The organism is Agrobacterium cavarae, from assembly GCF_004310285.1.
Lineage (GTDB): Bacteria > Pseudomonadota > Alphaproteobacteria > Rhizobiales > Rhizobiaceae > Agrobacterium > Agrobacterium cavarae.
The window spans coordinates 66,876-79,976 of record NZ_SISF01000028.1 but is presented as its reverse complement, the minus strand read 5'-3'; the positions used below and the strand labels follow the sequence as shown (position 1 = coordinate 79,976).

Sequence of the window (13,101 nt, the reverse complement as noted above, 5' to 3'; positions counted from 1 at the left end):
ATGAAAGCCTTTGCGACCCTTCTCGACCGTCTTGTCCTCACACCATCCAGAAACGGCAAGCTGACGCTTTTGACGGATTACTTCCGCGATACGCCCGATCCCGATCGCGGATACGGGCTCGCAGCGATTGCAGGCACCCTCGATCTGAAAAGCGTAAAACCGGCCTTGCTTCGCGAACTGGTTCTGGAGCGCATGGACGAGGTCTTGTTCCGCTACTCCTACGACTATGTTGGTGATCTGGCCGAAACGATTTCGCTCGTCTGGGATACCAGCCAGAACGCCGATCTGCCCCAGGCCAACGATCCGAGCCTCGGCGAAGTCGTGCGCAAGATCAACGCGCTCGGCAAGACGGAAGTGCGCGGCGCAGTGCGAGAGCTTCTGGATCGGCTGGATACATCCTCGCGCTTCGCCTTTCTGAAGCTCGTCACCGGCGGTTTGCGCATCGGGGTGTCCGCGCGTCTTGCCCGGCAGGCGCTTGCGGACTTCGCCGGCAAGGACATTACCGAGATCGAAACGCTCTGGCATGGTCTGGAGCCCCCTTATGAACCGCTCTTTGCCTGGCTTGAGGGAAAGACCGACCGGCCGCTTCTGGCAACGCCTGCCATCTTTCATTCCGTCATGCTGTCGACGCCAGTCGGCGACAATGATCTTGCCAATCTCGATCCGCAGGATTTTGCGGCGGAGTGGAAATGGGATGGGATCCGCGTCCAACTCTCCCGTGCTGGCGACACCCGCAAACTCTACTCGCGCTCCGGCGACGACATTTCAGGCGCCTTCCCGGATATTCTCGAAGCTGCGAATTTTGACGGCGTGATCGACGGCGAACTTCTGATCGGTGGAACGGCGCGCTCCAACAGCGCCACGCGAACCTTCTCAGACCTTCAGCAGCGGCTGAATCGCAAGACGGTCACCGGTCGGATGATGGAGGAGTATCCCGCCTTCATCCGCGCCTATGATCTGCTGTTCAAACGCGAGGAGGACATTCGCGGCAAGACCTATCTCGAGCGACGCAAGCACCTGACCGATCTCATCGAAACCGCCCCTCACGACCGCTTCGATCTCTCACCATTGGTACCCTTCACCAACTGGCAGGAACTTGACGATCTACGCAAAGCGCCACCCGATCTGGTGATCGAAGGCGTGATGATCAAGCGCAAGGACAGCGTCTATCAAGCGGGACGCGCCAAGGGTCCATGGTTCAAATGGAAGCGCGACCCCTTCAATATCGATGCGGTGATGATGTACGCGCAGCGCGGCCACGGAAAGCGCTCAAGCTACTATTCCGATTTTACTTTCGGCGTCTGGGCAGACGGTGAAGATGGCGAACAACTTGTGCCCGTGGGCAAAGCCTATTTCGGCTTCACCGATGCGGAGCTTGAGGTTCTCGACAAGTTCGTCCGCGACAACACCGTCGAACGCTTTGGTCCGGTACGCGCCGTGCGCGCCACGCCATCCTTCGGTTTCGTGCTGGAAGTTGCGTTTGAGGGCATCAATCGCTCGGCCCGCCATAAATCCGGCGTGGCGATGCGCTTTCCACGAATCGCACGGTTGCGTGCAGACAAACTTCCCTCCGAAGCCGATCGGTTGGTCACTCTGATGGCGATGGTCGATGAACGGGAGGCTTGAATGCAGATGACGGTATTAAAGAGAAACATTAAGTAGACAATTGGACATTCCGGTGCTGAAATTGTGCTGTGCAACGCTGATCGGATTCCCACATGACAGACAAGCGCATGGATAAGATTTTTCCTTTTTCCCCCACACGCCGCGCCTTGCTGGCGGGTACATTCGGGCTGGGTGCAGCGGCTCTGATGCCGAAAGGCGCGCATTCTGAAGTGGATCTGCCGCCAGTCCTGCCGCTGGAAAATGAGGACTACGCCAGGGCGCGCGAAAGATTTCAAACGCACCTGCTGCGCAAAATGTCTGCGCCTGAAAAATCCGAGCCGCTCGGCACACCACCCGGTGCACGGCGCGTCACATATCCGGGTGGGCCGAACGGCTCCATAGAGCTTGTTGCCTGGTTGTCGGAATATGTTCCGGAGAAGAAGCTCAAGCCTGCCGTTCTTTTCCTCCATGGAGGCAACGCGACCGGTGATGGTCACTGGGCATTGATGAAGCCTTACTGGGAGGCAGGCTTTGTGGTGATGCTGCCATCCTTCCGCGGCGAAAACGGCCAGAAGGGATATTACTCCGGCTTCTATGACGAGACCTCAGATGCGCTATCCGCCGCCGAGTTTCTCGAAAACCTGCCTGGCATCGACAAGGATCGCTTCTTCCTGGCCGGTCACTCCAATGGCGGCACGCTCTCCTTGCTCGCGGCGATGACGCGGAAATTCCGCGCAGCCGTACCGGTCTCCGCGGGTGTCAACTCCTGGCGCTACTTCAACCGCTATACGGATGAACTGTGTTTCGACGAGAGCAATCAGCAGGAGTTCATTATGCGCTCCTCGGTCTGTTTCGGGCATAGCCTCAAATGCCCGACCCTGTTGCTGCGCGGCACTGAGGAGCGACCTTTCGATGCTGATCATAAGCTTCTCGTTGAACGCGCAACGTCCGTGGGTACCAAAATCAGCCACAGGCTGCTGCCCGGCACGCATAATGGCGTCGTGCCGCATGCGGTGGACGAGAGCATCCGCTTCTTCAACAATTTCGTCTGAAGTTATGCGCGGGTAGCACGGCACCGTCATCACCCATCTATCCAGCCTCGCGCCAGCCGCGCGAGTCATTGTGCCGCCAGTGATCTATCTTGAAGCGGTTCGATGATTGTATTTGCCCTGAAGACCCTCCGCCGATTTGCCTGCGTTTTGATGACAGCCCCGCTTGTGAGCGGTTGCCTGTTCATCACCGACACCAGTCGCATGAACGCCGATGTCTTCGTGAAGGAGACAGCACCCGTCTTCAATTACAACAATGTCGGCTCGATCCCGCGCGAGCCGCTGCCGCAGACACCAGGCTCGATCAACAGCCGACCGCCGGATCTTTTCCGATCCCAATTCCAGCAGCTTTACGGCCCGCCAACGACGGCACGCCCTGGGCCGGCGCTGTCGCCTGCCTATCGCGACAGGACGATGGGATACGGCCTGCCGGTCTCCAATCCGCTTCATCGCGCCATGTATGATGTGCTGTCGGATGACGGCCATACGCTGCCCGCCATTCCCTATAGTCGCATCGATCCGCGGTTTTTGCGTCAGGAGGTCAGCTACCAGACGGCGGAAGCGCCGGGCACCATCGTCGTCGATACGAGACAGCATTTCCTGTACTTGGTTCAGCCGGGCGGCAAGGCGGTTCGCTACGGTGTCGGGCTTGGACGATCGGGCTATGCCTGGTCAGGGCGGGGCGCCATCCAGTGGAAGGCCAAATGGCCGCGCTGGACGCCACCCGATGAAATGGTGCAGCGACAACCGGAGCTCGCGTCGATCTCGGCGGCGCGCGGCGGCATGGTCCCCGGTCTGAACAACCCGCTCGGTGCGCGGGCTCTTTACATTTTCAAGGACGGCAAGGACACGCTTTACCGTGTGCATGGAACGCCGGACTGGCAATCGGTCGGCAAGGCAACCTCGTCCGGTTGCGTCAGAATGCTCAATCAGGATGTGATCGATCTTTATGATCGCGTGCCGCAGGGCGCACCGATTGTGGTGATGTGAACACGACGATCGTTAAAAGCATCCCGTCGGTGCGAATGTTGCAAGGCTGCAACTGGTTTTCAGTATGTCTTAACCACTATAGCAATAGCTGATGTAACGTGGAACAAACGACGTACGGCGAGATTGAAAGGCAGGCTCTGCACGCTTCGGTACAGTGCCTCCCTCTTCGCCTCCGATGTGAGAAAACCGGACTTATGATGAGCACCGACACAGATCTTTCAAGACGGACTTTCCTTTCCCTTCTGGGCCTTTCTTCCGCGTCGCTGTTGGCGGGTTGTGCATCATCCGGTGTCGGCCCCTATGACAGCACGCAGCCGCTCGGTTTCGCCGGTGGTGTTGCCAATGATTTCCGCCAAATGTTCTCCTCCGGTATTTCGGACGCTGAGCTGGCGGTGATGTATGGCACGGTTGAGGATGGCGGTTTCGTTATCCCGGCAGTGCCGTATCAGAAAATCGATCGCCGCTATTACCGCCAGCGGGTCGTGGACCCGACAGGCGAGCGTCCGGGAACGGTCGTCGTCGATACGCGCTCGCGCTTCCTCTATGTGGTGGAGCCAGGCGGTACGGCGATGCGTTATGGCGTTGGCATCGGTCGCGAAGGCTTTGCCTGGTCGGGCGAGGGCGTCATTCAGTGGCGCCAGAAATGGCCGAAGTGGACGCCGCCGGATGAGATGGTGGCGCGTCAGCCGGAACTGGTCAAATATTCCGCCAGGAATGGCGGCATGGAGCCTGGCCTGAAAAACCCACTCGGTGCACGCGCGCTCTACATTTTCCAAAATGGCAAGGACACGCTCTATCGTCTGCATGGTTCGCCGGAGTGGAACTCCATCGGTAAGGCCGTGTCGTCTGGCTGCGTTCGCCTGATGAACCAGGACATTATCGACCTTTATGACCGCGTTCCGAACAAGGCGCGTGTGGTCGTCTGGCAGTAAGCCGGCTCGTTTCGATGATCCACCACCCTCATGCTTCGGCTTTGAGGGTGGTGCATACATGTCCTGCAACAGCACAGGCCTGTTCCCGTCTTCGCCAGCTTGAATGGCGAAAAGGTGCTGCGACGAGGGGCGGGGTGATCGACATTACGCCCGCGCCAGATTGTCCTTCAAAGAATTCAACCGATCCCGAATTTGCCCGAGCTCTTCCAGGCTGCATCCTGTCGCTTCGCCGATGGAGCGCATGACGTGCACTGCCTTCTTCTTCATGTCGGCGCCCTCCGGCGTCAGGCTGATCACGACCTGCCGCTCGTCCTGCTTGCCACGCTTGCGGGTGATGAGACCTGCCTGTTCCAGCCGTTTCAGGAGAGGGGATAGGGTGCCTGAGTCGAGGCCGAGCATTTCGCCCAGCGCCTTCACCGTGGCGTTGTCTTCCTCCCACAGCGCCATCATTACCAGATATTGCGGGTATGTGAGGCCAAGCGGCTCCAGCAATGGCTTGTAAGCCCGCGTAAACGCATGGGCTGCGCCGTAAAGCGCGAAACATATCTGCACGTCCAGCCTTAAAAGGCCTTCCATTGTCCCGTCGTCCATTCGTGTGAGCTCCAAAATGCGCTGTTGAAGCGCTCTCTTGCTGCTCGGACAGTCTTCATCGGAAAGAGTTTCGCCAGAATAGAAGCATACTTGGCGTCCATCTCTTGGAGATCGACCGCCGATGTTTTTCCATTCTGCGAAATTCCGTTCCGGCGAAGCAATTCCGCGCGGCATGGAAGCGCTCTAGGGAACATTTTATCCCGTCACTCGGTTCCTGCTGCATGCGAAGGCCGAGCAATCTTATTAACCTTATCGCAGACCAAAGAAAATTTTTCAATGCGCAAAATTGTATTGCGCGCAATTGAATAACGCGCTACAAGATACCCAACGCAAACCAAGGGAGTACATGACATGCCAATTCTTTACACAACCAAGGCGACCGCAACCGGTGGCGGACGTGAAGGCAATTCCAAGACCGAAGACGGTGTTTTGGACGTAACCTTGACGGTTCCAAAGGAACTCGGTGGTAATGGTGCTCACGGCACGAACCCAGAGCAGCTTTTCGCAACCGGTTACTCTGCCTGCTTCCTCGGCGCTCTGCGCGTTGTCGCTGGCAAGGAAAAGGTGAAGCTGCCCGATGATACGGCCGTGACGGCAAGCGTTGGCGTCGGCCCACGCGAAGATGGTGGCGGTTTCGGCATCGACGTGTCGCTCAAGGTCAACATCCCAGGCCTCGACAAGGCGACCGCGGAAGATCTCGTGAAGAAGGCACACATCGTCTGCCCATATTCGCACGCTCTGCGCACCTCCACGGAAGTACCAGTTTCGGTTGAATAAAGGTTTTGACTGCCACCGTTCAGCTGGTGGCGTCTACTCGAGCGGCCGGTTGCCCCCAACCGGCCGTTCTTGTTTTCTGAAAGAGATCCGTTATATTCTTTCTCAGGAAAGGATTTGGCGATGAACATTCAGCTCAAGCCGACGGCGGCCTCCCAAGAGGGAAGGGTCATCACGAAAGCCGCTCTCGCGGCGTCGGAGCGACTTGGCCTAACCGCAGCACGCCTTTCCGATATTCTCGGCATTTCCGCGCCCACTGTATCGAGGATGAAGAGGCAGGATTTTTGTTTAGAGCCTGGCAGCAAGCCGTTCGAACTTGCCGTGCTTCTGATCCGTGTTTTCCGCTCGCTCGATGCCATCGTCGGCGGGGATGACATAGTCTCGCGTGCCTGGCTTCAAAACCACAATGACGCGCTCGCGGGCGTGCCTGCCGAAAAACTCACCTCAATCACCGGATTGCTCGATGTCCTCTCCTACCTGGACGCCAGACGCGCTCCGCTCTGAAAACCGCCCGTCATCAGGACGCTGGTGGCGCCTCGTCGAGGCGCAGCACCGTGTATCGACCATGAAGCTCGTCGATACCGTTGATGAGCAATCTCTGCTTGAAGACATTCTGGAAAGCAGCAAGCGGCGCTTTCCGCCGGAATGCGCAGGCCTCGATTATCTGCTGGCAACACCCTTCCGCTATGATTCTGCCTATCCCTACGGCTCCCGCTTCCGTCGAGCTGGCTTTACCAAAGGCGTCTTTTATGCCGCCAAGAAAATAGAGACAGCGCTGGCCGAAATGGCTTTCTACCGCTTGCTGTTTTACGTCGAGTCACCTGCAACGCCCATGCCCGTCAATGCGGCGGAGTATACCGCCTTTGCCGCCGACATTCAGACAGATGCGGCAATCGATTTGACCAGGCCTGCGCTGTCGCGCGATGATTCTCTCTGGACCGACCTCAACGATTACGCACCATGCCAGGCTTTGGCAGATGCGGCGCGCGAGGCGGACCTTCAGGCCATCCTCTATCGCTCGGTGCGCGATCCTGGAAAAGGCAAGAACATCGCTCTGTTGGCGCCACTCGGCTTCAAGTCGAAGCGTCCAGTGGCTCGCTCCAGCTGGCGCATTCGCCTGTCGAAAATGGGCATACAGGCGCTGTGCGAGCAGCCGGTCCAGCGTATCGGCTTTTCCTTGAGCGATTTCTCCGCCGATCCGCGAATTGCTAGACTTCTGAAGGTCTGACCCGCAATGAGGATCGCTTCAATTATCTCGACGCAAGTCCATTCCATTCCGATTTGAGAATGGCGTAGATGAACTCATCGCCCCACAACCCGTTGAAGCGGTCATTCTGAATGAGGTGGGCCTCTTTGCGCATCTTCAACCGCTCGACAATGCCGATCGAGCCTTGGTTATGTGCATCCAGTCTCGCGAAAATCCGGTGATAGCCGAGGTCTGTAAAGCCGAGCTCGATCATGGCACGCACCGCTTCCGTGGCGTAACCTTTGCCCGCATAAGCCGGGTTGAAGATATAGCCGACCTCCGCCTGCAACGCCTCCGTGCTGGCGATCTTCAGAAGAACTTCACCGAGGAGCGCGTCATCGTCGCGGCGCGTCACCGCCAGCCGCAGAACATCGCCGTCCTTGCCGAACGGGGCCGAGAGGACGGTATCGAATTGCGTCCTCAACGCATCGCCGCTTGGCGCGTCTGCATAGAGAAACCGATAGACCTCAGAACGGCTGTGATAATCGGCATAGGCGCTGAAATCGGCAGGTACGAAACGGCGAAGAACAAGGCGCTCGGTTTCTGCCGGCAGTGAGATGGACGTGATCATGCGTCTCCCTGGAGCATGGTCCGCGCAAAACCGTGCACCGGTTTTGCGATAACGACATGCGACAAAAACAAACTGAAGTGTAAGGCGCGAATCTGAAAGATCGCGACCCGCTTGGAAGCAATAAAGGCCCCGACCTATCTGGTGGCCGGGGCGAGCTTAGACAAGCGGACCCCGGCGTTTTCCTCACTTGTCGATGGAAGGGAAGAGCGAAATCAGCGGCGCAGGCTTCCCAGAATGCCGCGAACCAAGGCGCGTCCGACGGATGTTGCGACGGAGCGAGCGGCACTCTTCATCGCGGCCTCGATCACCGTTTCGCGCTGGTAACCGCTGGTGCGTCTGCTGCCGCCGGTCGTCGATGCCTGCTTCGGCTCCTCGTCGCCAAAGCCCGGCAGTTTCCAGCGCCCCGCGGCACTGTCGGGCTGCTCGCTTGCTTGCTCTTCTGCCGCACGCTTGGCAGCTTCCGTCTCGGCGGCTTTGCGGGCGCGTTCGCCCAGAATTTCGAAAGCGGATTCGCGGTCGATATTCTGGTCGTAAAGACCGGCCACCGGGCTGGAGGCCATGAGGCTACGGCGCTCATCGTCGGTCACGGGGCCGACCCGACCGGACGGCGGACGCACCAGCGTGCGTTCCACGATAGAGGGTGCACCCTTATCCTGCAGGGTGGAGACCAGCGCCTCGCCGGTACCGAGCGTGGTGATCGCCTCAGCCGTGCTGAAGGCCGGATTTTGGCGGAACGTGTCGGCGGCTGTCTTTACCGCTTTCTGCTCACGCGGCGTGTAAGCGCGAAGCGCATGCTGCACGCGGTTGCCGAGCTGTGCGAGAACCGTTTCCGGCACATCGAGCGGGTTCTGCGTCACGAAATAGACGCCGACGCCCTTGGACCGGATGAGGCGGACCACCTGTTCGACGCGCTCGATCAGCACGCGCGGCGCATCGTTGAAGAGAAGATGCGCCTCATCGAAGAAGAAGACGAGCTTCGGCTTGGCCGGATCGCCCACTTCCGGCAGCTCTTCGAAGAGTTCGGAAAGCATCCACAGCAGGAAGGTGCCGTAGAGGCGCGGGTTCATCATCAATTTGTCGGCGGCGAGAACCGAAATCACCCCGCGCCCGTCGCTGGTGGTGCGCATGATGTCGGCAATTTTCAGCGCAGGCTCACCGAAGAAGTGCTCTGCGCCTTGCTGTTCGAGCACCAGCAGACCGCGTTGCAACGAGCCGACGGAGGACTTTGAAATCAGACCGAACTGGCTGGAGAGTTCGCTTGCGTGCTCGCCCATATAATTCAATAGCGACTGCAAATCCTTCAGATCGAGCAGCGGCAAGCCGCCCTGGTCGGCGATCTTGAAGGCGATGTTGAGAACGCCTTCCTGTGCTTCCGAGGCATCCATCAACCGGGCAAGAAGGAGAGGGCCCATCTCGGCGATGGTGGCGCGGACACGGTGGCCCTTTTCGCCATAGAGATCCCAGAAAATGACAGGAAACTGCTCGAAGGAGAGGTCGGAAAAACCGATCTGTTCAGCCCGTTTCGTCACCCAGTCCTTGGCTTCGCCGGGCTTGGCAATACCGGAAAGATCGCCCTTGATATCGGCGCAGAAAACCGGGACGCCGGCTTTGGCGAAACCTTCCGCCAGCACCTGCAGGGAAACGGTCTTGCCCGTGCCGGTGGCGCCGGTAATCAGCCCATGGCGGTTGCCGAAGCGGAGGTCGAGATATTCGCCCTTGTTGAGGCTGTCGTCCGGGTTGCGGCTCGTGCCGATATAGAGCTTTCCGTCCTGCAGCATATGGCGATCCTTCCCAATGATCCGGGCAGCGGCGCCCTGTTTTTAATTTCCGCACTATACTTATAGGAACTGTTTTGGCCCTCAACAACTGTTTGATAAGGTTGAAAAGAGCGGATCGAAAAACCTTTGTTGCAAGGGGCTACGTGGTCTTGAGTCTGTGTTTCAATTGTTTTACGTTGACGTGAACGTAATTTCGCATTCAGGAGGAAGTTTATGAGCGAAATCGTAACCCAGGTTGCAGATAGAGTGGGCATTGCGCCGGATAAGGCGGAAAAGGCCCTCGGCATGATGCTGGGTTTCCTCCAGCGCGAAGCCGATGACGCGGCGGTTGCCAAGATGATCGAATCGATCCCCGGCGGGCCGGATCTCGTCGCTCGCTTCAATGGCGAAGGCCAAGGCGGCGGTGGCCTGCTCGGCGGCCTGATGAGCGCCATTGGTGGCGGTGGCATCATGGGTCTTGGCCAGCAGCTGATGAGCCAGGGCCTCGGCATGGGTGAAATCTCTGCACTCGCCAAGATCACCATTTCGATTGCGCGCCAGCATGCCGGCGACGAGGTCGTGGACAAGGTGATCGCGTCCGTACCGGGCCTCAGCCAGTTCGCCTGATCGGCCAGACAATTTGAAGCGCTCCCATGGGAAGCGCTTCCATTATTTCAGGCCCATTATTTGAGGCGTGGTGATTGCTCTTCAAAGGCTTTCCGCGCCTTTTCTATTTCCGCATGATGCGTCTCGGCCCATATCCACACGCCGCAAAAGGCGCTGCCCAACGTCTTGCCAAGATGCGTCAGGCCGTAATCCACATGTGGCGGGATGACCGGGTGCACGGTGCGTTTCACCAGCCCATCGCACTCCATCTGCCGGAGCGTCTTGGTCAACATCTTCTGACTGATTTCGCCGACGACCTTGCCGATTTGCGTGAAGCGCATCGTCCCGTGCTCTTCCAGAGCCTCAAGGATCAACATCGTCCACTTGTCCGCCACTTTGGCGATGATGTCCTGAACCAGCGCCTCAATGACGGGATCTGTCTCTCCCGGTGGCGGGTGGAGGCGCTTCTCTTCGATGACGGGATCTGCCAGATGCCTCTTCATTCCGACGCTCTCCTTTGGGTAAGTATAAATCTTTTGGGTGCCTACTTTCGATTGGAGAGTATCGTAGCTAACTTGGTTTCATCCAACAAGAGAGGATATCCAGATGAAGATGACAGGAAACACAGTACTCATCACCGGTGGTGGTTCCGGTATCGGCCGCGCGCTTGCCGAAGCCTTCCATGCACTTGGCAACAAGGTCATCATTTCCGGTCGACGCCAGTCCGCGCTGGACGAAGTGACCAGCGCCAATCCCGGCATGGTATCGGCCGTGCTCGATGCGACAAAGGCGGAGAACATTCGGACCTTTGCCGAAACGCTGACGCGCGACCATCCGGATCTCAATGTCGTCATCAACAATGCCGGCATCATGAAGAACGAGGACATCACCGCGGCCCCGGACTATCTGGAGATCGCGGAGGAAACGATTGCCACCAATCTGCTTGCCCCGATCCGATTGACCGCGGCTCTGCTTTCGCATTTTCTCAAAAAGGAAAATGCTGCCGTTCTCACCGTGTCATCCGGCCTTGCTTTCGTGCCCATGGTAGCAACGCCCACCTACAGCGCTACCAAGTCCGCCATCCACGCCTATTCGATGGCGCTGCGCGAGCAGCTGAAGAACACCTCTGTCGAGGTGATCGAGATTGCACCACCCTATGTGCAGACAACGCTGCAGGGTGAAAAGCAGGCGAAGGACGAGCGCGCCATGCCACTTGACGCCTTCATCGCGGAAGTCATGGATATCCTGACCAACAGGCCTGATGCGAAGGAAGTGATCGTGGAGCGCTGCAAGCCTTTGCGATTTGCCGCCGAGAACGGCAATTTCGATCAGGTCTTCGGCATGGTGAACAGCCTGCATTCCTGAACCGGATCGACCGTGATAGGCTTGCGCTCCTGATAGGGGCGCAGGGTCTATGGGCAGACACCAGTTCACGATGCCGAAAACGACGATGCCGGGCGTGGCTGCGGTGATCGCTGACAGCGACCGCAGCTTTCCCCGTCACATGCATGATCAATTCGGCATTGGCGTTATCGAACGTGGCGCGCAGAAATCGGCGAGCGGACGCGGCATCGTAGAAGCCGAGGCAGGGCGCGTCATCACCGTCAATCCGGGTGAGGTGCATGACGGCATAGCGCTTGGCGAAAGCGGGCGGGCCTGGACGATGCTCTATCTCGACCCCGAAATCGTGCATGCCGCATTGTCGGATATTCGCGAACGCGATAGCCACGATTTCGAGTTCGTCTATCCCGTCGATCCGAGACCGCTCGCCGATCGCTTCCGTACACTTTTTCAAGCCATCACGTCGCAACGGGCGGCTTTGCCGGGGGAGGAGGCCCTTCTTCTGCTGTTGTCGCAAACGCTGGAACGCCCCCGCGCTGTGCGTCATCAGGCGGCATCCACCGCCGGTCTGTACCGCGTCAGGCAGATGATGGACGAGGCACCACAGACGCCCTTCGGTCTCGCCGAACTTTCGGCAGTAGCGGGAATGAGCCGCTTCCGCTTTCTGCGCGCTTTCTCCTCCCTCACGGGGCTGACACCGCATAGCTATCTGATGCAGAGCCGCCTGCATCTGGCGCGGCAAGCATTGGCAAAGGGCGTGGCTCCCGCCGAAGCGGCCTTCGCGTCCGGCTTTTGCGATCAAAGCCACTTAAACCGCGTGTTTGTACGGCACTTCGGCACGACACCCGCCCTCTACCGGCATGCGCTCTCCTGATCGAAACCTGCAATTTCGTCCAAGACCGATCTGTCCAATCGCAGCAGAGTGACGCCTTCTTTCAAGGAAGGCCCTCATGACACTCGAATTTCTTCTCACATCCGCCATCGTCGTGGCATCTCCCGGCACAGGCGTAGTTTACACGCTGGCAGCCGGTCTCACGCAGGGCGCGCGCGCAAGCGTAATTGCCGCCTTCGGCTGCACACTCGGCACCGTCCCGCATCTGCTGGCAGCGATCACCGGGCTCGCTGCAATCCTCCATGCGAGTGCGACGGCATTCACCCTCATCAAATATGCCGGGGTGGCCTATCTGCTGTACATGGCTTGGAACACACTGAAAGAACATGGCGCTCTGCGCGTCGACGAGACGCAGCCAGCAAGAACGCCTGTACGCATCGTGATCGAAGCTGTCCTCATCAACCTGTTGAATCCAAAGCTCTCGATCTTCTTCTTTGCCTTCCTGCCGCAGTTCGTTGCGGCAGACTCTTCATCATCGACCCGCGAGATGACCGCTCTTGGTCTCGTCTTCATGGCGATGACATTTGTAATTTTTGTGGTCTATGGCTGCTTTGCCGCGTCTGTCAGGCGCCAGATCGTTTCGCGGCCTTCGGTGCTTGTCTGGCTGCGGCGAAGTTTTGCCGCAGCCTTTGTTGCACTTGGCCTGAAACTGGCCTTCGTGCAGCGCTGAGTGACTTGCAGCATCGGCCCAAAAACCGGACTCGATTTTCAGCCGATGCGTCGATTCAAAAAGGGTGAAGCGTCCTT

Annotated in this window: 15 protein-coding genes; 11 read left to right on the top strand and 4 right to left on the bottom strand. The window is 58.5% G+C overall.

Features of this window, described 5'->3' with window-relative positions:
* From EYC79_RS09235 to EYC79_RS09220, 4 genes are all read left to right on the top strand, one after another.
* A complete protein-coding gene (locus EYC79_RS09235; RefSeq protein ID WP_130977777.1) occupies positions 1-1,626 on the top strand; it encodes a cisplatin damage response ATP-dependent DNA ligase in 1,626 nt (541 codons plus the stop codon).
* Between the two features lie 92 nt (positions 1,627-1,718).
* On the top strand, positions 1,719-2,657 hold the full coding sequence (locus EYC79_RS09230; protein WP_130977776.1) for an alpha/beta hydrolase family protein: 939 nt from the start codon (positions 1,719-1,721) through the stop codon (positions 2,655-2,657).
* Positions 2,658-2,759: 102 nt separating this feature from the next.
* Positions 2,760-3,644 carry a L,D-transpeptidase gene (locus tag EYC79_RS09225; protein WP_062425825.1) on the top strand — a complete coding sequence of 295 codons (885 nt, stop codon included), beginning with the start codon at positions 2,760-2,762 and terminating at the stop codon, positions 3,642-3,644.
* A 194-nt stretch (positions 3,645-3,838) separates the two neighbouring features.
* Positions 3,839-4,576, top strand: coding sequence for a L,D-transpeptidase (locus EYC79_RS09220; protein WP_113272089.1), 738 nt, complete (start codon positions 3,839-3,841; stop codon positions 4,574-4,576).
* 144 nt (positions 4,577-4,720) lie between these two features.
* Here EYC79_RS09220 and EYC79_RS09215 read toward each other — a convergent pair whose 3' ends face one another.
* Positions 4,721-5,167 (bottom strand): MarR family winged helix-turn-helix transcriptional regulator, encoded by a 447-nt coding sequence (locus EYC79_RS09215; RefSeq protein WP_062425824.1) that lies wholly within the window; start codon positions 5,165-5,167, stop codon positions 4,721-4,723.
* A gap of 351 nt (positions 5,168-5,518) precedes the next feature.
* On the opposite strand from EYC79_RS09215, the gene EYC79_RS09210 reads away from it, so the two are divergent.
* The 3 genes from EYC79_RS09210 (at position 5,519) to EYC79_RS09200 (ending at position 7,169) form a co-directional block, all read left to right on the top strand.
* Positions 5,519-5,944 (top strand): organic hydroperoxide resistance protein, encoded by a 426-nt coding sequence (locus EYC79_RS09210; RefSeq protein ID WP_062425823.1) that lies wholly within the window; start codon positions 5,519-5,521, stop codon positions 5,942-5,944.
* Positions 5,945-6,064: 120 nt separating this feature from the next.
* On the top strand, positions 6,065-6,445 hold the full coding sequence (locus tag EYC79_RS09205; RefSeq protein WP_113176293.1) for an MbcA/ParS/Xre antitoxin family protein: 381 nt from the start codon (positions 6,065-6,067) through the stop codon (positions 6,443-6,445).
* Complete coding sequence (locus EYC79_RS09200) at positions 6,405-7,169, top strand: RES family NAD+ phosphorylase (protein ID WP_130977775.1); 765 nt, start codon at positions 6,405-6,407, stop codon at positions 7,167-7,169. Before EYC79_RS09205 ends, EYC79_RS09200 begins: the two co-directional genes overlap by 41 nt.
* 22 nt (positions 7,170-7,191) lie before the next feature.
* Here EYC79_RS09200 and EYC79_RS09195 read toward each other — a convergent pair whose 3' ends face one another.
* Together EYC79_RS09195 and EYC79_RS09190 are read right to left on the bottom strand one after the other, a co-directional pair.
* On the bottom strand, positions 7,192-7,758 hold the full coding sequence (locus tag EYC79_RS09195; RefSeq protein WP_130977774.1) for a GNAT family N-acetyltransferase: 567 nt from the start codon (positions 7,756-7,758) through the stop codon (positions 7,192-7,194).
* Between the two features lie 212 nt (positions 7,759-7,970).
* Positions 7,971-9,536, bottom strand: coding sequence for a helicase HerA-like C-terminal domain-containing protein (locus EYC79_RS09190; RefSeq protein ID WP_113176290.1), 1,566 nt, complete (start codon positions 9,534-9,536; stop codon positions 7,971-7,973).
* 213 nt (positions 9,537-9,749) lie between these two features.
* On the opposite strand from EYC79_RS09190, the gene EYC79_RS09185 reads away from it, so the two are divergent.
* On the top strand, positions 9,750-10,142 hold the full coding sequence (locus EYC79_RS09185) for a DUF937 domain-containing protein (RefSeq protein WP_130977773.1): 393 nt from the start codon (positions 9,750-9,752) through the stop codon (positions 10,140-10,142).
* A 56-nt stretch (positions 10,143-10,198) separates the two neighbouring features.
* On the opposite strand, the gene EYC79_RS09180 is transcribed toward EYC79_RS09185, so the two are convergent.
* A complete protein-coding gene (locus EYC79_RS09180; protein ID WP_116493940.1) occupies positions 10,199-10,624 on the bottom strand; it encodes a winged helix-turn-helix transcriptional regulator in 426 nt (141 codons plus the stop codon).
* Positions 10,625-10,727: 103 nt separating this feature from the next.
* Here EYC79_RS09180 and EYC79_RS09175 point away from each other — a divergent pair, with 103 nt between their 5' ends.
* From EYC79_RS09175 to EYC79_RS09165, 3 genes are all read left to right on the top strand, one after another.
* On the top strand, positions 10,728-11,486 hold the full coding sequence (locus EYC79_RS09175) for an SDR family oxidoreductase (protein WP_130977772.1): 759 nt from the start codon (positions 10,728-10,730) through the stop codon (positions 11,484-11,486).
* A gap of 49 nt (positions 11,487-11,535) precedes the next feature.
* Positions 11,536-12,336 carry an AraC family transcriptional regulator gene (locus EYC79_RS09170; protein WP_130977771.1) on the top strand — a complete coding sequence of 267 codons (801 nt, stop codon included), beginning with the start codon at positions 11,536-11,538 and terminating at the stop codon, positions 12,334-12,336.
* Positions 12,337-12,412: 76 nt separating this feature from the next.
* Positions 12,413-13,024 (top strand): LysE family translocator, encoded by a 612-nt coding sequence (locus EYC79_RS09165; protein WP_130977770.1) that lies wholly within the window; start codon positions 12,413-12,415, stop codon positions 13,022-13,024.
* Positions 13,025-13,101 lie beyond the last annotated feature (77 nt).

Excerpts from the sequence above, each read along its gene's own strand:
- EYC79_RS09235 (WP_130977777.1), top strand. The coding sequence starts at position 1 with ATGAAAGCCTTTGCGACCCTTCTCGACCGTCTTGTCCTCACACCATCC.
- EYC79_RS09230 (WP_130977776.1), top strand. The coding sequence starts at position 1,719 with ATGACAGACAAGCGCATGGATAAGATTTTTCCTTTTTCCCCCACACGC.
- EYC79_RS09225 (WP_062425825.1), top strand. The coding sequence starts at position 2,760 with ATGATTGTATTTGCCCTGAAGACCCTCCGCCGATTTGCCTGCGTTTTG.
- EYC79_RS09220 (WP_113272089.1), top strand. The coding sequence starts at position 3,839 with ATGATGAGCACCGACACAGATCTTTCAAGACGGACTTTCCTTTCCCTT.
- EYC79_RS09215 (WP_062425824.1), bottom strand. The coding sequence starts at position 5,167 with ATGGACGACGGGACAATGGAAGGCCTTTTAAGGCTGGACGTGCAGATA.
- EYC79_RS09210 (WP_062425823.1), top strand. The coding sequence starts at position 5,519 with ATGCCAATTCTTTACACAACCAAGGCGACCGCAACCGGTGGCGGACGT.
- EYC79_RS09205 (WP_113176293.1), top strand. The coding sequence starts at position 6,065 with ATGAACATTCAGCTCAAGCCGACGGCGGCCTCCCAAGAGGGAAGGGTC.
- EYC79_RS09200 (WP_130977775.1), top strand. The coding sequence starts at position 6,405 with ATGTCCTCTCCTACCTGGACGCCAGACGCGCTCCGCTCTGAAAACCGC.
- EYC79_RS09195 (WP_130977774.1), bottom strand. The coding sequence starts at position 7,758 with ATGATCACGTCCATCTCACTGCCGGCAGAAACCGAGCGCCTTGTTCTT.
- EYC79_RS09190 (WP_113176290.1), bottom strand. The coding sequence starts at position 9,536 with ATGCTGCAGGACGGAAAGCTCTATATCGGCACGAGCCGCAACCCGGAC.
- EYC79_RS09185 (WP_130977773.1), top strand. The coding sequence starts at position 9,750 with ATGAGCGAAATCGTAACCCAGGTTGCAGATAGAGTGGGCATTGCGCCG.
- EYC79_RS09180 (WP_116493940.1), bottom strand. The coding sequence starts at position 10,624 with ATGAAGAGGCATCTGGCAGATCCCGTCATCGAAGAGAAGCGCCTCCAC.
- EYC79_RS09175 (WP_130977772.1), top strand. The coding sequence starts at position 10,728 with ATGAAGATGACAGGAAACACAGTACTCATCACCGGTGGTGGTTCCGGT.
- EYC79_RS09170 (WP_130977771.1), top strand. The coding sequence starts at position 11,536 with ATGGGCAGACACCAGTTCACGATGCCGAAAACGACGATGCCGGGCGTG.
- EYC79_RS09165 (WP_130977770.1), top strand. The coding sequence starts at position 12,413 with ATGACACTCGAATTTCTTCTCACATCCGCCATCGTCGTGGCATCTCCC.